Origin of the sequence: Bifidobacterium sp. N5G01 (assembly GCF_002742425.1) — a bacterium.
Taxonomy (GTDB): Bacteria; Actinomycetota; Actinomycetes; order Actinomycetales; family Bifidobacteriaceae; genus Bifidobacterium; species Bifidobacterium hominis.
This window is the reverse complement of record NZ_NJNP01000001.1, coordinates 350,885-370,048: the sequence shown is the minus strand read 5'-3', so window position 1 is coordinate 370,048 and position 19,164 is coordinate 350,885. Positions and strand designations below refer to the sequence as shown.

Genomic DNA, 19,164 nt, shown 5'->3' with positions numbered 1-19,164 from the left:
TTTACCATATAATACTTTCGACAACGTTCGTGTTCATTTACAAGCGCATTCTCTGTGGAATCGAACGCCCATGATTATCGAGACGAGGCGGCATGCTGCAAATTCAAGGCATCTCCAAACAGTATAAAACCGGCGACTTCGTGCAGCGGGCGCTGGATAACGTCAGCCTGAACCTGCGTGACAGCGAATTCGTGGCCATTCTCGGACCTTCCGGCTCCGGCAAAACCACACTGCTCAACATCATCGGCGGACTTGACCACTATGATTCCGGCGATCTGGTGATCAACGGCATTTCCACCAAACAATACAAAAGCCGCGATTGGGACTCCTATCGCAACCACACCATCGGTTTCGTGTTCCAGAGCTACAATCTCATTCCCCATCAGACCATTCTGTCGAATGTGGAACTTGCCCTAACCATTTCGGGCGTATCGCATTCGGAGCGTCGAGAGCGTGCGCGCAAGGCGCTTGAACAAGTGGGTTTGGGCGAGCATGTCAACAAAAAGCCGAACCAGCTTTCCGGCGGTCAGATGCAGCGCGTGGCCATTGCGCGCGCATTGGTGAACGATCCGGACATCGTGCTCGCCGACGAGCCGACCGGTGCGCTTGATTCCGACACTTCCGTGCAGATCATGGATCTGCTCAAAGAGGTTGCCAAAGACCGCCTCGTGGTGATGGTGACGCATAACCCCGAACTGGCCTACCAGTATGCCACGCGCATTGTGGAGCTCAAGGACGGTGTGATCCGTTCCGACTCCGACCCGTTCGAACCAGCCCAGAACGAAACGGCCACCGCTCCCGTGCACAAGACCATGGGCCGCGCATCCATGTCGTTCGGCACGTCGTTGGCATTGAGCTTCAACAATTTACGCACCAAGAAGGGCCGTACTTTCCTTACGGCATTCGCAGGATCCATCGGCATTATCGGCATCGCATTGATTATGTCCGTTTCGGCAGGCGTGAACACTTATATCGACAATATTCAGCGCGAGACGATGACTGCTTACCCGATCAGTATCGACGAACAGACCTTCGACCTGACCAGCATGATGACTTCCGGTCAGCAGAGTGCGGACAATCAAGGCCAGAAGCATAAGAGCGACGCGATTTATCCGGATGATGCCGCCATCAAGGGCACCGCTTCGATGACCAGCAGCATTACCGAAAACAATCTGAGCGCGTTCAAGAAATACCTTGATAATAAGGACAGTGACATCAATCGGTATATCGGTTCCGCGGGAATCCAGTATTCGTATGATACGAGGTTCTCCGTGTTCTCGCACGATCCAGACGGCACGCTTGTCAACGCCGATGGTGTGACGGTGGGCAAAACCGGCACCAAATCGATGGCCGACCAGATGGCGGATGGTTCGCTGATGTCTGCCGACTCGTCCACCTTTACGTCGACGCGCGTGAGCATGCTCACGGGTAAAACCGACCAGAATGCTGCACCGAGCTCGTTCCATGAGATCATGCCAAGCGCTGATGGCAAAAAGAACGTCGGCAAGGTCATTTCCGACAATTATGAGGTAGTCGAAGGATCCTGGCCAAAGAACAAGAACGAGGTTGTGCTCGTACTTGACAAGAACAATTCATTGTCGTTAACCACTGTGTATGAGCTAGGCCTCAAATCCGCCAGTGAATACCACGATATGATGAACCAGCTCAATTCCGGCGACGATGTGAAAACCGATACCAAGAAGATTGACTATTCCGACGTTATCGACCGCACGCTGAAGCTGCTGCCGGCCTGCGACCAGTATGTCAAAGGCGATAACGGCCATTGGACGTACGCGGGCGACGATGTGGACCAGATTAACGCGCTGATCGACTCCGACAAGGCCATCGATCTGAAGATCGTGGGCGTGGTCAAGCCGGTAGAGGATGCTGACGCAACCCCGCTTTCCTCCGGTGTGGGCTATACGCGTGCTCTGACCAATGAGCTGATCGACCGTGCCGAATCCAGTGAAATCGTCACCGAACAGCAGTCCGATAAAGACCACAATGTACTCAACGGCATGACGTTCTCGCCGTCCGACGATGCCACCAAGGCCCAGGATGCCCGCGATTACGTCGCATCCCTCGGCGTAAGCAGCAAGGCGCAGATGGCGCAGAACATGATGGCGGCCGCAGGCGCATCCGGAGGTGACTCCCAGCAGGCCGCGGCCATGGCTCAGATGGGCGAACAGCAGCTCGCCGACCAATTCGACGCCTATATCGCCACCGCCGACGAGGCCACGCTGGTCGCCATCTACAACCAGTACGTGTCCACCGGCTCCTACAACGATAATCTCGCTGATTTCGGCGTGGTCAGCCGTGACGCACCAAGCTCCATCAACATTTACGTCGACAGCTTCGAAGACAAGAATTCCATCAACGACGCCATCGACGAATACAATAAGACCGCCAAGGAAAAAGACAAGATCACCTACACCGACTACGTTGGTCTGATGATGAACTCGGTAACCACCATCATCAACGTCATCACCTATGTGCTGATCGCTTTCGTGGCTGTGTCATTGGTGGTCTCGTCGATCATGATCGGCATTATCACCTATATTTCCGTACTGGAACGTACCAAGGAAATCGGTATTCTGCGCGCCATGGGCGCATCCAAACGCAATGTGTCGAACGTATTCAACGCGGAAACCGGCATTATCGGCCTTCTGGCCGGTCTGATCGGCGTTGGTGCCACCGTGCTGCTCAACTTCCCGATCAACAGCGTGCTGCACCACTTCATGGGTACCACCGAGGTCAGTGCCGTGCTGCCGGTCGGTAATGCCATCGCTCTGGTGATTCTCAGCGTAGTGCTCACCCTGATCGGCGGCCTCATCCCAAGTCGTGGCGCCTCCAAGCAGGATCCCGCCACCGCCCTCCGCACCGAGTAGAGGCGGTGGATACTAGACTGCTGCGTATGACAGAGTTTACGTCGGCGCGTGACGCCCTACGCACCTACTTCGGATATGACGCCTTCCGTCCTGGTCAAGAAGGCATAGTCAATGCGATTATCCAAGGCCGTGATGCGCTCGGTGTCATGCCCACCGGTGCTGGCAAGTCGATCTGTTACCAGATTCCCGCCACGCTTCTTCCGGGCATGACCATCGTCATTTCCCCGTTGATCTCGTTGATGCGCGATCAGGTCGACGCGCTCAACGACGTGGGCATTTCAGCCGCGTTCATCAATACCACGCAAAGTCCCGACGAACAGGATCTGGTGTTCGCACAGGCGTTGTCGGGACGGATCAGACTGCTGTATGTGGCTCCGGAACGTTTGGAAACCGAACGTTTTCGCACGTTCGCCAGTCGTGTGCCAATTTCGCTGGTCGCCGTTGACGAAGCGCATTGTGTGTCGCAATGGGGTCAGGATTTCCGCTCGTCATATCTTGGCATCGGCGATTTTCTGAAGGCGTTGCCGACCCGTCCGACGGTTGCCGCGTTCACTGCGACCGCGACGGAACGGGTACGCCGCGATATTATCGGAATTCTCGGATTGCGTGATCCGTCCGTCGCCGTCACCGGCTTCGACAGGGCCAACCTGTATTTCGACGTGATCAGGATGGAAAGGAAACATAAGGCTTCGTGGGTGGCTTCATATATTGCGGATCATCCTGACGAATCCGGCATCGTGTATTGCGCGACACGTAAGGAAGTGGAGTCGCTTGCCGAATCATTAAATATCGCCGTGCGCGAGCTGCGTGCGGCGAAAGGTGAGGATGCGACGCGAATCGGCACGGTCGCAGTCGCCTATCATGGCGGTATGTCGGCCGAAACGAGGGAGCGGGCGCAACGTGATTTCGTAACCGACCGTGTGCCTGTGGTGGTTGCCACGAATGCGTTCGGCATGGGAATCGACAAGTCGAACGTGCGTTATGTGATTCACCATAATATGCCGGAATCGATCGAAGCGTACTATCAGGAGGCCGGTCGTGCGGGGCGTGACGGCGAGCCTAGCCGGTGCACGTTGCTGTGGAACGAGTCTGATATTGCTACGAGGCGAAGGCTGCTTGATTCGGATTATGAGAACGAGCGTTTGACCGTCGAAGAGCAGGAGGTCGTGCGCGCGTCGAAACGGCGTCTGCTCAACGCCATGATCGGTTATTGCCGTACCACGGATTGTCTGCACGAGTATATGACCAGGTATTTCGGTGAGGCCGGGGGAGCGGCCGTCCGTGATGACGGCGCATGCGTGGGAGGATGCGCGAACTGCGAGCACACGTTTGAAACCGTTGATGTTACTGAGATCGCGCGGGCCATCAGCCGCTGCGTGCATGACGTGAACCAGAAGGTCGGTTCGGGGAAGATCGTCAAAGTGCTGCGTGGGTCGAAAGCGCAGGATTTGAATTATCTCCATCCTGCCGATCTGCCGACGTACGGCATGTTGAGCGCGACTTCGGAGGCGCGGATTCGTGACGTGCTCAGCCAGATGGCGACGGATGGTTTTCTTTCCATTTCGGAAGGCTCCATGCCGATTGTTCGCTTCGGTGAACGTGCGGCGGAAACGGTCGCGCCGAATTTTCATTATGAAATCAAGAAGATCGAACGGAAGCACGCTGCGAAACGTGCGGAATCGCCGTCCGTAGGTTCTCAGGCCATGGGGGCATATGTGCCGGGCGACGGAGACGAGGAATTGTTCGCCAAGCTGCGTGCGTTGCGGCTTGACATCGCCCGCGAACTCGGTAAACCCCCGTATATCGTCTTTTCCGATAAAACGTTGCGCGACATGGTGCGTATCAGGCCGGTCTCTGGCGAGCAGTTTTCGCAAGTCAACGGCGTGGGCGCGCTTAAATTGAAAGCGTATGGCGAACGGTTCATGGAAGTGATCCGCGATTTCGTTGCATGAATCATGTGACGTATCAGCTTGAAGAATAATCGTATCGATTATTGCAAAACCATACGTTGTATATGATGTGTAACGCATTATCGGCAACATGTATGGCGGTGCGGTTGACGTATGCCGGCAAAACGGCGACAGTAGAGACGAACGGTTGTTGAAGAAAGGATTGATGATGGCAGAAGACAAGCCGGTTGTGGAAAGCTTCCAGCTCGACCACACCAAGGTGAAGGCTCCGTATGTGCGCTATATCGACACGCAGACCGGTCCGAATGGCGATGTGATTTCCAATTATGATTTGCGTTTGGTGCAGCCGAATGAGAATGCGATTCCGACCGGTGGCCTGCACACCATCGAACATACGATTGCGGTGCTGTTGCGGGAACGTATCGACGGTTATATCGATTGCTCCCCGTTCGGTTGCCGTACCGGTTTCCATTTGCTGACGTGGGGTGAGCATTCCACGGAAGAAGTGGCGCGCGCGTTGAAGGAGGCGTTGGAATTCATCGCATATGAGGCCACATGGGATGACGTTCCTGCCACCACCATCGAAAGCTGCGGCAATTACCGCGACCATAGCCTGTTCACGGCGAAGGAATGGTGCAAGGATATTCTTGCCAAGGGCATCAGCTCTGACGCGTTTGAGCGCCGTCTGGTCTGATTCGCGTGCGGTTGCAAGTCTGCTTTTCGGGCATATTGCGAACACTGTGCCGTGGGCATGGTATTTTTAACGCTCGGAAGAAGACAAGGCGATGCAAAGGTGAACGAGATGGGTGAGGAGAGCGTCATTACTTCTGAACGGCGGTTCCGCCGCGCCACTATGGCTGATTGGCCGACCATGCAGAAGATTTATGAGCATGCCCGCAAGTTGATGGCCTCCAATGGCAATCCCACGCAGTGGGGTGATAAGTTCCCGCGTGAGGAAGTGGTTCGTGACGATATCGAATCGCAACGCACTGTGCTGCTTGTTGATACGGTTGATGGCGAGGAACGTGTGCTCGCCCAGTTCGCATTGTGTCCGGGCATCGACCCGACGTATGTGAATATCGATGGTGCCTGGCTGGATGATGATCCGTATGTGACCATCCACCGGATTGCCTCGTCGGGTCTCGCCAAGGGTGCGGCGAAGGACTGCATCAACTGGTGCATCGAACATTACGGCAATGTGCGTGCGGATACGCATCCCAACAACAAGGCCATGCAGCATGTGCTCGAATCGAATGGTTTTGCGCGCTGCGGCTTGATTCAGTTGCTTGACAGGCCGTTCGATACCACTCGTATCGCCTATCAGCGTCATGAATGGTGAGATTTGCGGATTTGTATGGATTGATATCAATCAATATAAATTTCATTGCAAATAATCACAGATAATCTGCGATATTGAGAAACAAAAATCCCGTTGAATATCATATTTCAGATGTTCAACGGGATTTTTATATCCGATTGTGTTGCTTTCGATATATTTTATGAAAGATATGTCGAAAGCAACAGTATTACCGGTTTTTAGAACAGTCCTGGCTTGTTCAATGCGGAATGCTTGCGGCTGTACGCGAAATACACGATCAAACCAAGGGCGAACCAGATTGCGAAACGCACCCAGGTCTCCCAATTCAAACCGCAAATCAGAATGAAGCAGAAAATGATCGCGCAGATCGGCGTGAACGGCACGCCCGGAGCGCGGAAGCCGCGGTGTGCGTCCGGCTGGGTCTTACGCATCCACAGAATGCCTGCGGACACGATGATGAACGCCGACAGCGTACCGATGTTCACCAATTCGAACAATACGTTGATGTTGATGAAACCGCCGGCGATGGCCGTCAGGATGCCGAAGAACCAGGTGCCCTTGTAGGGGGTGCGGTACTTCGGGTGCACTTCGCCGAAGAACTTCGGGAACAGGCCGTCGCGGCTCATGGCGTAGCAGATGCGGGACTGGCCGTACAGCTGCACCAGCATCACCGTGGTCATGCCGATCAGAGCGCCAAGATTGACGATGAACGCCAGCCAGTTGAGGCCGGTTTCGAGAATCACGCCGGCCACCGGAGCGTCAATGAATTTCGCGAACTCCTTGTATGGCACCACACCGGTCATAATCAGCGTCATGATGATGTACAGCACAGTCGACACGGCCAACGAAATAAGAATGCCGCGTGGCAGTGTCTTGTTCGGATTGATGGTCTCCTCGGCGGAGGAGGAGACGGCGTCGAAGCCGATGAAGCTGAAGAACACGATCGACGCCGCCGGAACAATGCCGTACGGCTGCGTCGAGCCCGGCTGGAACGTGTAAATGCCGTACGGGGAGAACGGCTTCCAATTGGCAGGATTGATGTACCAGACGGTGCACACGATGAACAGCACGATGATGGCCAATTTGATCATCACCATAATATCGTTGGTTTTCTTCGTCTGGTTGATGCCAATGGCCAGCACCCAAGTGATGATGAGCACGATTACGAAACCAGGCAGGTTGAAGTATGTGGTTACGCCTGGTGTGGTGCCGTATGCCGCGGTCAGCTCAACTGGCAGATGCAAGCCGAAACCTTCCAACAGTTTGTTGAAATAACCGGACCATCCGGCGGACACGGTGGCCGCCTGCAATGCGTATTCCAAAATCAAATCCCAGCCGATCACAAATGCGATCAGCTCGCCGAACGCCAAATACGCGTACGAATATGCGGAACCGGACACTGGTGCCATTGCTGCGAACTCTGCATAGCACAATCCTGCGAAACCGCAGCAGATCGCGGCCAGGAGGAAGGAGACGCACAATGCCGGACCTGCGGTGAGGGCGCCCTTGCCGGTGAGCACGAAAATGCCGGTGCCGATGATGGCGCCGATTCCCAGCATGGTAAGGTCAAACGTTTTCAATGTGCGTTTCAGTGGAGTTGACTCGGATACGAGCTGGTCCACTGACTTTTTGCGAAAAAGATCCATGGTCTTAATTCCCTAAAAGTGGTTTTATATGGGCTGGACCGGACGGATTTCCGGGACTCTGGCACGCCTCAAACGCCAGAAATCAAAGAAGGGCTGAACGCCTCATGTATGGGAGGTATACGCGCCTTATGTAAAGAGAGTGTAAAAACCTGGCGCGGACAAAAACGTGAAAACCCCGTGAATCGTCTCACCATGTGTGCGCGTCTTTTCGAAGCCGTCATATGGGAGCGCAACAATAGAGCCATGACTTTCAATGCTGCCCGTGAATGGAAATTCTCATCCGAACAAGGCAAGGCCAATTATGAGGCCGCCCAAAAGCAATACCCGGCGCAGGCCATCGTCGATATGGCCGCATTGCGAGACAATATGCGTCATTTGGTGAGCGTGGTTGGCGGCCCGAATTCCGGCACTGCCGTGATGGGTGTGGTCAAGGCTGACGCGTACGGGCATGGTCTTATTCCGGCTGCGCTTGCGGCGCTCGCAGGAGGCGCGACATGGCTGGGCACGGCGCAGTCGCATGAGGCGCTGCTGCTGCGCAAGGCCGGTATTGGACCAGACCGCTGCCACATTCTGACATGGGTATATAACGGCACGGCTGTGCCTTTTGACGAGCTGATCGACAATGACATCGATATTTCCGTAGGCTCATTGCCGGGTATTGACGGTGTTGCGGCCGCGGCGCGTCGTCTTGGAAAAACCGCGCGTGTGCATGTGAAGGTCGATTCTGGTTTTGGTCGCAATGGATTCACTCCGGCCACGTTCGATGCGGCGCTTGCCAAGCTGGTGCCTCTCGCCAAGGAGGGTGTGCTGCATATTGTCGGCCAGTGGAGTCACCTGGCGGTGGCCGACGCTCCCGACGTGCCTGAATTCGTGGCGGCCACTGATAGGCAGGTCGAGAATTTCAAGGATTTCACCCGTCGTATGGAAGTTGCTGACATTGCACCGGAGATTCGCCATCTTGCCAATACGGCGGCCACGCTTTCGCGTCCGGAGATTCATTTTGAGCTCACCCGCCCGGGTATTGGCTTGTATGGTTATGAGGCTGATCCGGCCATGGGCACGCCTGGCACGTATGATTTGACGCCGGCCATGACATTGCAGGCGCAGCTTGGCACGGTCAAGGATGTGGAGGCAGGCCATGGCATTTCCTATGGCCGCACGTACTTGACTCCTACGGACACGTCCACCGCGATCGTGCCTGTAGGCTATGCGGACGGCATTCACCGTTCCGCTTCCGGTTTCGATATGGAAGGCGCGAAGCATGTGGCCAAGCCTGGCGGTCCGGTGCGTGTGATGACTACGGAAGGTCCGCGCCTGTACCGTGTGTCTGGCCGCGTGTGCATGGACCAGTTCATGCTTGACCTGCACGGTTCCGCGGAAAAGCTTGGCGTGCATGAGGGCGACACCGTGCAGCTGTTCGGTCCGGGCCGTGGCGAGGATTATGCCGAACCGACCGCCGACGATTGGGGTCGTGCCGCAGGTACCATCAGCTACGAGATCTTCACCTGTCTGTGCAACCGCATTCCGCGCCTGTACGAGCACGCCACCGACGTGCTGCCGGCCGAGGATCTCGCCAAGCTCAATCCCGCAACCATTCTGTAAGGAAACGGGCGTGGGGAAACAAGGCACGCCGTGAAAGTCAATATGGTGGGCGCGGCACGTTCGATGGTTGGTCAACGTGCCGCGCTTGCTGTTAAGGTGGTGAGCTATGCCAGGAATGATTTTGAAGGAAGATATCGAAAAAGTTCGCGCCACCGCCGATTTGTATGACATTGTGTCCGCAACGGTTTCGCTCAAGCCTTCCGGAACTGGCGCTTATGTAGGGCTGTGCCCTTTCCACGATGAAAAAACGCCAAGTTTTTCCGTGCGCCCGGCGCTGGGTGTATGGCATTGTTTCGGTTGCGGTCTCGGCGGTGACGTGTTCGGCTATGTTGAGCATCAGGAGAACGTCGACTTCCGCGACGCCGTCGAGCTTTTGGCCGACAAATACCATATTGAATTGCGTTATGACCAGTCGAACGCAAAGAAGGAGCATACCGGTTCGAAACGTGCCCGTCTGCTGGAAGCCAATGAGGCTGCACAGGAGTTTTTCGTATCGCAGCTGATGACCAAAGACGCGCTTGCCGCACGCAAATTGCTTGACGGTCGTAACTTCAGCCAGGCCGATTGCCAGCGTTTCGGTTGCGGATACGCTCCGCAAGGCTGGGACAATCTGGTGCGCTATCTGGCTGGTAAGGGCTTCACGCAGCAGGAGATGCTGGACGCGGGATTGGCTCGCCAAGGTCAGCATGGGGTGTACGACTATTTTCGAGGCCGCGTAACATGGCCGATTCGCGATTCGACCGGTCGTGCGCTTGGTTTTGGCGCACGCAAATTGTATGAGGATGATTCAATCGGCGCGAAATACATAAATACGCCGGATACGGCGTTGTATCGCAAAAACCAGGTGCTCTATGGCATTGACATGGCGAAGGCTGCGATCGTCAAGAAACGTCAGGTGGTGATCGTCGAAGGCTATACCGACGTGATGGCCATGCATCTGGCCGGAGTCGACACTGCGATCGCCACATGCGGTACCGCGTTCGGTACTGAGCATGCCAAGATCGTGCGTCGTTTGATTGCGGACGATTCGTTGGGGGCGGTGCAGCTGATTGGCCCATTGAAGGTCGATGGGCAGCAGTTGAGTTCCCGCATCGTGTTCACTTTTGATGGTGATGCCGCTGGTCAGAAGGCCGCGATTCACGCGTTCGGATTGGATGCCGCGTTTTCGACGCAGGCGTTCGTCGCCGTGGCCGATGACAATCTCGATCCGTGCGATCTGCGCATCAGACGTGGCAATGAGGCGGTTCGCGCGCTTATTGCGAACGCCGAGCCTCTGTATGATTTCGTGATCAAAACCGCCATCGGGCGTTTCGACACCACCTATACCACGGGGCAAATGGGGGCAGTCAAGGCCGTGGCGCCACTGATCGCACAGATTCGCGACCGTTCGCTGCTTGACCTGTATTCACGTAAGGCGGTACGTCAAATCGGCGTCGATCTCGACATTATGCAGCGCGAAGTACGTGACGCCCGTCGCAAACTCAATGTGCGGGACGAGGACGCGTATGCGCCGAAACGTCGCTTTGCCGCCAATGCCGCAGCGGCGGCGGAACCTCGCATGGATCAGGGCATGAATCCATATGCGAATCCTTCCGCGCGCAAGGCACTGGAACATCGTGACGCGGCGGAACAATCCTATTACCGTATTGACGATGCCGTGTTCATCTGTGAACAGCAGTTCATGGCGACCTTGATCCAGATGCCGCTTGCCGTGGATCCGACATTGTTCGCCAGCCTCACGCTGTCGAGCTTCATGACTCCCGTGTTCCGTACGCTGTTCCAAGCAGTCGCCGCCGCTGGTGGTCTGCCGTCCGCGGACACCCCGCAAGGACTGTGGATGCATAATCTCACTAAAGCAGGCGGGCCGATGTTGGAATCCGTGATCAACGAGCTTGCCGTCATGCAACTGCCGTTGCCGCCGAGTGACGCCGATACGGAACGCGCGTCGCAACAATCGCAAGAAATCAACGTGCAATTGCGCAAACCGACGGATGATGAGCGCAGATACGCGTCCGAACTCATCATTCGACTGCTTGACACGGGCATCATGCGCAAAATCGGTGCGGACAAGCGTCGCATGGCGCAACTGCCAGACGGTGCCGAGAAAATCGAGTTGCTCGGTCAGATCACCAAACTTGAGACCTTGCGTAAGGATCTGCAGGCGAGGGTGTTTGGCAATAACGTTGCCTGAACATTTGTCGTGTACCTAAGTGTCTGCCGCGTGCCAGAACGTCCGATAACTCCCGAACGTCTTTGTCTTGCACCTGGATCTGCCGCATATCCAAGTGCTGTATGAACGGTCAGCGAACATGCGGTGAACGAGGTGAGAATACTTAACAAATTCTTAGTTGACATACGGTATCCCTCGGCGTGTTTTGCAATTGCAAAACAGTTTTGCCGGTTTGCAATTGCAAAGAACAGTAAGGCGTAGTGGCTGAAAAACGTTGGAATGGTCGGAAAAATCGTATGCCAAAGGTATGTGCTATGCGATTTTTCGGGTAAAGTGAGTACGGCGTTTCTTGAGAAAATCGCCCGGGTCTGCAAACGGTTTGCAAACTGGATTCACGGAGGAATGAATGCGACGATTGGTCGTTAAAATCCTGAAAAACGAGACCATTCTCGTAGTTGCTTCCATACTTGCTCTTATTTCATGCTTTATCGTGCCTCCCGACAAGGAGTACGGCGGATATATTCATGCAAGCACCATTTCGCAGTTGATCTGCCTGATGCTGGTGGTGTGCGGTTTCCAGCGCATCGGTGTGTTCCGTATTATCGGCTCACGATTGCTGCATCATGTGAGCACCGCACGCGGATTGGTGATCACGCTGATTTCGCTCACGTATTTTTCCGGCATGCTGATCACCAATGATGTGGCGTTGGTTACGTTCATTCCGTTCGCGATCGCGGTGCTTACCATGGCTCATATGGAGGAGCATGCGGTGCTGGTCGGCACCTTGATGACCGTCGGTGCGAACGTGGGCAGTATGTTGACGCCAATCGGCAACGCGCACAACCTGTATCTGAAAGCGTTGACCGGCATGCCGTCCGCTGAAATGATTGGCATTATGGCGCCGTATTCCGTTACCGCGGCGGTATTGCTGGTGCTTATCGCCTGCGTGGTATTCGGCAAGAAACCTGTTTCCGAATTTTCCTCTATCGACGGCAGCGGCATCGAACAGAATGTGCTCGCTCCGAATTCCGACCAGCCACGGCCGGATGAGATTCGTGTGACCGGCTATGGCGCCGGTTATGGAGGTTGGCGCGCGATCGTATATTGCGCATTGTTCATCGTGTGTTTGCTGGCTGTGAGCGATTTCATTCCGCTATGGGCCATGTGCGTGATCGTGGTGGTGGCATTCCTGTTCTGCGATCGCCGCGTGTTCCGCAATATCGACTGGGGATTGCCGCTGACCTTCTGCATGTTCTTCATTTTCATCGGCAATATGAAACGCGTGCCGGAATTCTACGAGCTGGCCGCCTCCTTGGTGGGGGCGCATCCGCTGGAAGTGTCCGTGGTGTCCAGCCAGTTCATCTCCAACGTGCCGACCACGCTGCTGCTGTCAGGCTTCTGCGATCAATGGCGTGCGCTGATCATCGGCACCAACCTTGGTGGCATGGGTACGCTGATCGCATCCATGGCGTCGCTGATCGGCTACAAGAACGTGACACGCAAGTATCCTGACAAGAAGGGACGCTATCTGGCTGTGTACTCGGCGGTGAACGTGCTGTTCCTCATTGTGCTGGTCGGTTTGAGCTGGATCATCGAACCGTGATCTTTCACTCCCCGGTTTTGCGGGCTGTCCGCTCGTTTCAAGGTCGGGAAATGGTAGGTTGTCATAGTTTTGCCATCGGTATGATGGTCTTGTTCCGCGCGTTCAAGTTGGCAAGAACGCGCGAACTGACTATACTGAATCAAGTTTGGCCCTGTAGCTCAGCTGGATAGAGCATGTGACTTCTAATCTCAAGGTCGGGAGTTCGAGTCTCCCCGGGGTCACCACCAAGCCCTTACGTCAATAGACGTAAGGGCTTTCGCATATTGATAGGCGGCTGCTGCTTCGGCGGTAGCTCGGGGCAATGGGAGGAGCCCATGAAACGAATCGTCACCGGCATTCTGGCGCATGTTGACGCCGGCAAAACCACGCTGTCGGAAGCGTTGCTGTATGCCACGGGCAACGTACGCAAACTCGGCCGTGTCGACCATGGCGACGCGTTTCTCGACACCAACACGATGGAACGGCAGCGAGGCATCACCATCTTCACCGAACCGGCGATCATCACCACGCCGGATCTCACCCTCACTTTGCTTGACACTCCGGGACACGTCGATTTTTCGGCGGAAATGGAACGAACCCTCGCCGTGCTCGACTATGCGATTCTGGTCATTTCCGGTGCTGATGGCATTCAAGGGCATACCGAAACGTTATGGCGATTGCTGAAACGTTACAACGTGCCCACTTTCATCTTCGTCAATAAAATGGACGCTCCCGCAGCTGACAAAACGAAACTTCTGCAGCAACTGAAAAGACGCTTTTCCGACGGCTGTATCGACTTCACCGGAGAGCAAGATGGTGACGAGACGCTTGCCAATAGTATGGAAGACGTCGCCATGCAAAGCGAAACCGCCATGGAATCGTATTTGGAAAGCGGAACGATTCCGGATGAGACCATTCAGGAGATGATCGCTGATCGTGCCTTGTTCCCATGTTTCTTCGGATCCGCGTTGAAAATGGACGGTATTGACGAGTTCGTCGCGGGATTCGAGCGATATGTGCGCGAGCCGGAGTATGACAGCGCATTCGGCGCGCGCATATATAAGGTATCGCACGATACGCAAGGCAATCGCCTGACATGGCTCAAGGTAACGGGCGGTGAATTCAAGGCGAAGACGATGCTTTCCGGCACTGAGCGGGTCGGCGCCGACCTTGGCGAGTCGAAAATCGGCGACGATGGCATGTGGCATGAGAAGGCCGATCAGGTGCGCGTGTATTCCGGTGCGAAATTCGCTACGGTCGATTCGGTTGTTGCCGGCACCGTGTGTGCCGTCACGGGCTTGACTCGAACATTTCCCGGTGCGGGGCTTGGAAAAGAGCATGACGGTGCGAATCCGGTGCTTCAGCCGGTGCTCACGTACACGTTGCTGCCGGGGGAGTGCGATATTCACGCCTGCTTGGTTGCGTTGCGCGAGCTTGAGGATGAGGATCCGTTGCTGCATGTGGTGTGGCAGCCGCATCTTGAGGAAGTTCATCTGCAGTTGATGGGTGCGGTGCAGTTGGAGGTCATTCAGCAGATGATGCACGACCGGTTCGGCTTGGACGTGTCATTCGGCCCGGGCGGCATCTTATATAAGGAGACGATCGCACATCCGATTGAGGGTGTCGGCCATTTCGAACCGTTGCGCCATTATGCGGAAACGCATGTGCTTCTCGAGCCATTGCTCGCCGGCAGCGGCATGCGGTTCGCGAGTGTGTGCAGCGAGGACGTGCTCGACCGTAACTGGCAGCGGCTGATTCTGCAGCATTGCCGGGAACGTGAGCATTTGGGTGTGCTTACCGGTTCTCCGGTCACCGATATGAAGATCACATTGCTGGTTGGCCGTGCGCATTTGAAACATACAGAGGGGGGCGATTTTCGTCAGGCCACGTATCGTGCGATTCGGCAAGGCTTGATGGAAGCGAAGGAGCGCGGCGACTGCCGTTTGCTGGAGCCGTGGTATGGCTTCCGTTTGGAGGTTCCGCAAGATATGGTCGGCCATGCGATGGCCGATATTCAGCGTATGAGCGGTTCGTTTGACACGCCTTCCGGCGATGGCGAGTATATGGTGCTTGAAGGTGAGGCTCCGGTCGCTCAAATGCGTGACTATGCGATGGACGTGAATGCCTACACGCATGGGCGTGGACATTTGAGTTGCGTGTTCGCAGGGTACAGGCCATGCCACAACGCCGACGAGGTGATTGAACAGTCCGCATACGATCCGGAATCCGACTTGGAGAACACGCCGGATTCGGTGTTCTGCGCACATGGAGCCGGCTACCCGGTCAAATGGTACAAGGTTCCCGAATTCATGCACCTCGACTATGCCTGGCATGGTGAGTGTATGTAAAAAGGGTTCTAAACTCCCGCACCTAGGGGTGTTTGGGCACCTATCTCGTCTATATATGGCAGACGACTCGCGTATTTTTACCCCCGAAGTGGCTGTTTTCGGCAGTTTTGCGAAAGTGACGTGCCATATATAGGCGAGAAGCCTCCGGACGGAAAGCGAAATCTGCCATGCATAAGCGAGATAGACCGCCTCAGGCGGTGCGTTGCTTGTAAGACGGGTGCCCCGAATGCCTGTTGAGGATGTGTGGAAAAAGAAAACCCCACGCGAGGTGGGGTTTGATGGAGCGGACAACGGGACTCGAACCCGCGGTCTCAACCTTGGCAAGGTTGCGCTTTACCAACTAAGCTATGTCCGCAAAGAACTTCCGCCGTGAGAAGCGGAAATTCAGTGGGTGATATAGGAATCGAACCTATGACCCCTTCCGTGTGAAGGAAGTGCGCTAGCCGCTGCGCCAATCACCCGTGGGATAATTCCGCCGGTTTCCCGGCTTCGTTACCCGCTTCGCGTGGGCGATACAAGATTCGAACTTGTGACCCCTTCCGTGTCAGGGAAGTGCGCTACCTCTGCGCCAACCGCCCGAAGCGAGTGCTAACTTACGTGGATTTTCGGCGGAATGCAAATCGTCGGCGTGTCGCAGTGGTGTTGCGAGAAAACGACACGCCATCAATTAGCGATTGAAACCACTGGAATTTCCATGGTTTTTGCGTCTGGATCGGACTCGACGAACGTTTCTTCAGAAGGAGATTGCGCCAACGTCAAGCGCATCTGACGCCACGCCACATTGCCGTGCGTCGAAGCGGACGTGCCTTCGTCTACGAATCCCAGACGGGCGTAAAAGCCGACAAGACGTTCCTTGCATGTCAGCACAATGCCTTTGCGCCCGGCAATCGTCGAATCAAGAATCACGCGACGGAGCAGATAACTGGCGCAACCGCGATGCTGGTAGACGGGAGCCACGTCCACGCCGAAGATCATCTGCCAATCGCCATGTTCGTCGTGCAGGGAAACATCCTCATACATGACGTCAGCCAAATCCTTCTCATTGGTCGTCATACCGTTGACGAAGCCAATCAGTGTGCCGTCTTTCACAGAAGCGGGGAAGCAGGCATCGTCATCGGCATCAGTGTTGATCAAAAGCCAGAAATGTTCCGGATATGTGGCGACGCGTGCAGTCAGGCTCTCGTTCGTTGCGGCCTCCGCAGGTGGGAAACAGGCAGCCTCCACAGCCTCAATCGCGTCCAAATCCTCCATCGTTGCATGTCGAATGAGCATGTGCATACTCTCTCGCAAGGTATACCCAATCTTCACATTTCAATATGGGCGAACAGTGGAAACGCCAGCGTGCAATACTGTGAAAGGATCACCGGACGTATTGTCGGAAGCTGATAAACGCTTATATGAAAAACCGATAACGACGTGGCCTGTTCCGCGATTGTTGCGCGGTACGATGGGGCGCATCCACGGCGAAAGCCTGGAAAAGCCTGAAAAAGGTTCCGAGGGATCCGTAGAGCATTCGAAAACCTAAAGAGAAAGATGGGAGGCGCGTGTGTTCGATTGGACATTTGTGACGCACTACGCGCCGTTCTTCGTCAGCGGCGCGGAGATGACGCTGTTCATCTCCGTGTTCGGCATCGTGCTTTCGATCGTGGTCGGACTTATCTGCGCAAGCATTGAAATCGCGCGCATTCCAGTGCTGAAGCAGATCGTGCGCGTCTACATCGAACTCAGCCGTAACACGCCGTTGTTGGTGCAACTGTATTTCCTGTATTTCGGTCTGCCGAAACTTGGCGTCGTCTGGTCCGCGGAACAATGCGCGATCGTGGGACTCGGATTCCTTGGCGGTTCGTATATGGCCGAAGCGATGCGCGGCGGCCTCGAAACCATTCCGACCGTGCAGCGCGAATCCGCGTATGTGCTGGGCCTAAGCCAATGGCAGACGTTGAGCCGCGTGGTGATACCGCAGGCCATCAGCACGTCCATTCCGGGCGTTGTGGCCAACGTGATCTTCCTGATCAAGGAATCGTCCGTTGTGTCGGCCATCGCGCTCGCCGATGTGATGTACATGGCCAAGGATCTGATCGGCATGTATTACAGCACGTATGAATCGTTGTTGATGCTGGTTGTCGCATATCTGGTGATTCTGCTGCCGATTTCATTGTTCGGCACTTGGCTGGAACGGAGGTTCGACTATGAGCGGCGCTGAGATTCTGCTCGAGCCGGGCGTGTTTTCGCGCCTGTTGCAGGGCCTGTGGGTTACGGTGTGGATCGCCGGTGTGTCGGTGGGTCTTTCCGTGCCGGTTGGATTGGTTGTCGGCTGGCTGATGACGATGAAAAATCCTGTCATTCGTGTGTTGACCAGGATTTATTTGGATTTCATTCGTATCATGCCGCAATTGGCGTTGCTGTTCATCGCATTTTATGGCTTTGCCCGTGCGTGGAATTGGAATTTGGATGCAACCGGCGCATGCGTGTTCGTGTTCGTGCTGTGGGGCGGCGCGGAATTGGGCGATTTGGTGCGTGGCGCGCTTGAGTCGATTCCGAAAGCCCAGTATGAGTCCGCATATGTGCTTGGGTTGAGTGGCTGGCAGACGTTCGTCAAAGTGATTCTGCCGCAAGCGTTGCGTAGGCTTCTGCCAGCTTCGGTGAATCTGGCGACACGAATCGTGAAAACGACATCGTTGGCCGTGCTTCTCGGCGTGGTCGAGGTCATCAAAGTGGGCCAGCAGATCATCGACGCGAACCGTTTCCAATATCCGACCGGAACCCTGTGGATTTACGGGGTGATTTTCTTCATGTACTTCATTGTGTGCTGGCCGCTGTCCATCGTGGCCCGCCGACTGGAAAAGAGGTGGTCGCATGACTGACGCGACAGGCAAGCAGGCTCAGGTGGGTCAGACGAGTCTTGAGATTGTGCATCTGGTCAAGCAGTACGCCAATGCCGACAAGCCGGTATTGAACGATATTTCGTTCGACGTGCCGCATGGCAAGGTGTTTGTGATCGTCGGGCCTTCCGGCTCCGGCAAGTCGACGTTGTTGCGCACCATCGCCGGCCTTGAGCCGATTCAGGGCGGTACCATTTCTCTGAACGGCGAAGTGATCGAAACGGGTAAGCCGGGCACCGAATCCGCCGGCCGCAGCAAGCGCAGCAGCGAACTGCGTACCCGTGTTGGCATGGTGTTCCAAAGCTACGACCTGTTTCCCAACAAAACCGTGCTTGGCAACATCACACTGGCGCCGACCTTGGTGCAGAAGCGAGATAAGGTCGAAGTCGAGCAGGAGGCGATCAAGCTTCTGGAACGCGTCGGTCTTGCCGACCGCAAGGATTCCTGGCCTCATGAGCTTTCCGGCGGCCAACGCCAGCGCGTGGCCATCTGCCGTGCACTGATTTTGCATCCGGAAGTGCTGCTGTTCGACGAAGTCACCGCCGCGCTCGATCCGGAAATGGTGCGCGAAGTGCTCGACGTGATGCTCGAACTCGCTGATTCCGGCCAAACCATGCTCATCGTGACGCATGAAATGCAGTTCGCGCGAGCCATCGCCGATCAGGTGATCCTGCTTGAAGACGGCGGCATTGTGGAACAATCTGACAATGCCGAACAATTCTTCACGAATCCGACCACTGAACGAGCCAAGCAGTTCCTGCGCACGTTTGAATTCGACAGGCATCGCAAGTCCGCCGATCAATCCGAATAATCCAGGC

13 protein-coding genes and 4 tRNA genes are annotated in these 19,164 nt (G+C 55.5%); 12 read left to right on the top strand and 5 right to left on the bottom strand.

Going from position 1 to position 19,164, the window contains the following annotated elements:
- Positions 1 to 92: 92 nt before the first annotated feature.
- The 4 genes from CE168_RS01570 (at position 93) to CE168_RS01555 (ending at position 6,137) form a co-directional block, all read left to right on the top strand.
- The gene (locus CE168_RS01570; RefSeq protein ID WP_099570845.1) at positions 93 to 2,888 is read left to right on the top strand and encodes an ABC transporter ATP-binding protein/permease; all 2,796 of its coding nucleotides are present in this window, start codon (positions 93 to 95) and stop codon (positions 2,886 to 2,888) included.
- A 26-nt stretch (positions 2,889 to 2,914) separates the two neighbouring features.
- Entirely contained in the window at positions 2,915 to 4,840 is a 1,926-nt protein-coding gene (gene recQ, locus CE168_RS01565) for a DNA helicase RecQ (RefSeq protein ID WP_099570844.1), read from the top strand.
- A 166-nt stretch (positions 4,841 to 5,006) separates the two neighbouring features.
- Positions 5,007 to 5,492, top strand: a complete 486-nt coding sequence (locus CE168_RS01560; protein ID WP_022245363.1) for an S-ribosylhomocysteine lyase — start codon at positions 5,007 to 5,009, stop codon at positions 5,490 to 5,492.
- A gap of 108 nt (positions 5,493 to 5,600) precedes the next feature.
- Positions 5,601 to 6,137: a GNAT family N-acetyltransferase gene (locus tag CE168_RS01555; protein WP_099570843.1), complete on the top strand. Its 537-nt coding sequence runs from the start codon at positions 5,601 to 5,603 to the stop codon at positions 6,135 to 6,137.
- A 197-nt stretch (positions 6,138 to 6,334) separates the two neighbouring features.
- On the opposite strand, the gene CE168_RS01550 is transcribed toward CE168_RS01555, so the two are convergent.
- Positions 6,335 to 7,762 (bottom strand): amino acid permease, encoded by a 1,428-nt coding sequence (locus tag CE168_RS01550; RefSeq protein WP_099570842.1) that lies wholly within the window; start codon positions 7,760 to 7,762, stop codon positions 6,335 to 6,337.
- Positions 7,763 to 8,005: 243 nt separating this feature from the next.
- On the opposite strand from CE168_RS01550, the gene alr reads away from it, so the two are divergent.
- From alr to CE168_RS01525, 5 genes are all read left to right on the top strand, one after another.
- Positions 8,006 to 9,364: an alanine racemase gene (gene alr, locus CE168_RS01545; protein ID WP_099571162.1), complete on the top strand. Its 1,359-nt coding sequence runs from the start codon at positions 8,006 to 8,008 to the stop codon at positions 9,362 to 9,364.
- Positions 9,365 to 9,470: 106 nt separating this feature from the next.
- Complete coding sequence (dnaG, locus tag CE168_RS01540) at positions 9,471 to 11,555, top strand: DNA primase (protein WP_099570841.1); 2,085 nt, start codon at positions 9,471 to 9,473, stop codon at positions 11,553 to 11,555.
- Between the two features lie 385 nt (positions 11,556 to 11,940).
- Entirely contained in the window at positions 11,941 to 13,137 is a 1,197-nt protein-coding gene (locus tag CE168_RS01535; RefSeq protein ID WP_099570840.1) for an anion transporter, read from the top strand.
- A 147-nt stretch (positions 13,138 to 13,284) separates the two neighbouring features.
- Positions 13,285 to 13,361, top strand: a tRNA-Arg gene (locus CE168_RS01530).
- 90 nt (positions 13,362 to 13,451) lie between these two features.
- On the top strand, positions 13,452 to 15,464 hold the full coding sequence (locus tag CE168_RS01525) for an elongation factor G (RefSeq protein WP_099570839.1): 2,013 nt from the start codon (positions 13,452 to 13,454) through the stop codon (positions 15,462 to 15,464).
- Positions 15,465 to 15,743: 279 nt separating this feature from the next.
- Here CE168_RS01525 and CE168_RS01520 read toward each other — a convergent pair.
- The 4 genes from CE168_RS01520 to CE168_RS01505 form a co-directional block, all read right to left on the bottom strand.
- A tRNA-Gly gene (locus CE168_RS01520) sits at positions 15,744 to 15,819 on the bottom strand.
- Between the two features lie 33 nt (positions 15,820 to 15,852).
- Positions 15,853 to 15,925 (bottom strand) — tRNA-Val (locus CE168_RS01515).
- Between the two features lie 45 nt (positions 15,926 to 15,970).
- A tRNA-Val gene (locus tag CE168_RS01510) sits at positions 15,971 to 16,042 on the bottom strand.
- A gap of 85 nt (positions 16,043 to 16,127) precedes the next feature.
- The gene (locus CE168_RS01505; protein WP_233432610.1) at positions 16,128 to 16,736 is read right to left on the bottom strand and encodes a GNAT family N-acetyltransferase; all 609 of its coding nucleotides are present in this window, start codon (positions 16,734 to 16,736) and stop codon (positions 16,128 to 16,130) included.
- Between the two features lie 274 nt (positions 16,737 to 17,010).
- On the opposite strand from CE168_RS01505, the gene CE168_RS01500 reads away from it, so the two are divergent.
- Genes CE168_RS01500 through CE168_RS01490 form a run of 3 tightly spaced genes read left to right on the top strand, consistent with a single transcriptional unit; the run spans position 17,011 to position 19,157 of the window.
- Positions 17,011 to 17,667, top strand: coding sequence for an amino acid ABC transporter permease (locus tag CE168_RS01500; protein ID WP_099570837.1), 657 nt, complete (start codon positions 17,011 to 17,013; stop codon positions 17,665 to 17,667).
- Positions 17,654 to 18,328: an amino acid ABC transporter permease gene (locus tag CE168_RS01495; protein WP_099570836.1), complete on the top strand. Its 675-nt coding sequence runs from the start codon at positions 17,654 to 17,656 to the stop codon at positions 18,326 to 18,328. The genes CE168_RS01500 and CE168_RS01495 overlap by 14 nt, the downstream gene beginning before the upstream one ends.
- On the top strand, positions 18,321 to 19,157 hold the full coding sequence (locus CE168_RS01490; protein WP_099570835.1) for an amino acid ABC transporter ATP-binding protein: 837 nt from the start codon (positions 18,321 to 18,323) through the stop codon (positions 19,155 to 19,157). The genes CE168_RS01495 and CE168_RS01490 overlap by 8 nt, the downstream gene beginning before the upstream one ends.
- The last annotated feature ends 7 nt before the right edge of the window (positions 19,158 to 19,164 follow it).

Bases quoted from the DNA above. Each gene is read 5' to 3' on its own strand.
- CE168_RS01570 (WP_099570845.1), top strand. From the start codon at position 93: ATGCTGCAAATTCAAGGCATCTCCAAACAGTATAAAACCGGCGACTTC.
- recQ (WP_099570844.1), top strand. From the start codon at position 2,915: ATGACAGAGTTTACGTCGGCGCGTGACGCCCTACGCACCTACTTCGGA.
- CE168_RS01560 (WP_022245363.1), top strand. From the start codon at position 5,007: ATGGCAGAAGACAAGCCGGTTGTGGAAAGCTTCCAGCTCGACCACACC.
- CE168_RS01555 (WP_099570843.1), top strand. From the start codon at position 5,601: ATGGGTGAGGAGAGCGTCATTACTTCTGAACGGCGGTTCCGCCGCGCC.
- CE168_RS01550 (WP_099570842.1), bottom strand. From the start codon at position 7,762: ATGGATCTTTTTCGCAAAAAGTCAGTGGACCAGCTCGTATCCGAGTCA.
- alr (WP_099571162.1), top strand. From the start codon at position 8,006: ATGACTTTCAATGCTGCCCGTGAATGGAAATTCTCATCCGAACAAGGC.
- dnaG (WP_099570841.1), top strand. From the start codon at position 9,471: ATGCCAGGAATGATTTTGAAGGAAGATATCGAAAAAGTTCGCGCCACC.
- CE168_RS01535 (WP_099570840.1), top strand. From the start codon at position 11,941: ATGCGACGATTGGTCGTTAAAATCCTGAAAAACGAGACCATTCTCGTA.
- CE168_RS01525 (WP_099570839.1), top strand. From the start codon at position 13,452: ATGAAACGAATCGTCACCGGCATTCTGGCGCATGTTGACGCCGGCAAA.
- CE168_RS01505 (WP_233432610.1), bottom strand. From the start codon at position 16,736: ATGCTCATTCGACATGCAACGATGGAGGATTTGGACGCGATTGAGGCT.
- CE168_RS01495 (WP_099570836.1), top strand. From the start codon at position 17,654: ATGAGCGGCGCTGAGATTCTGCTCGAGCCGGGCGTGTTTTCGCGCCTG.
- CE168_RS01490 (WP_099570835.1), top strand. From the start codon at position 18,321: ATGACTGACGCGACAGGCAAGCAGGCTCAGGTGGGTCAGACGAGTCTT.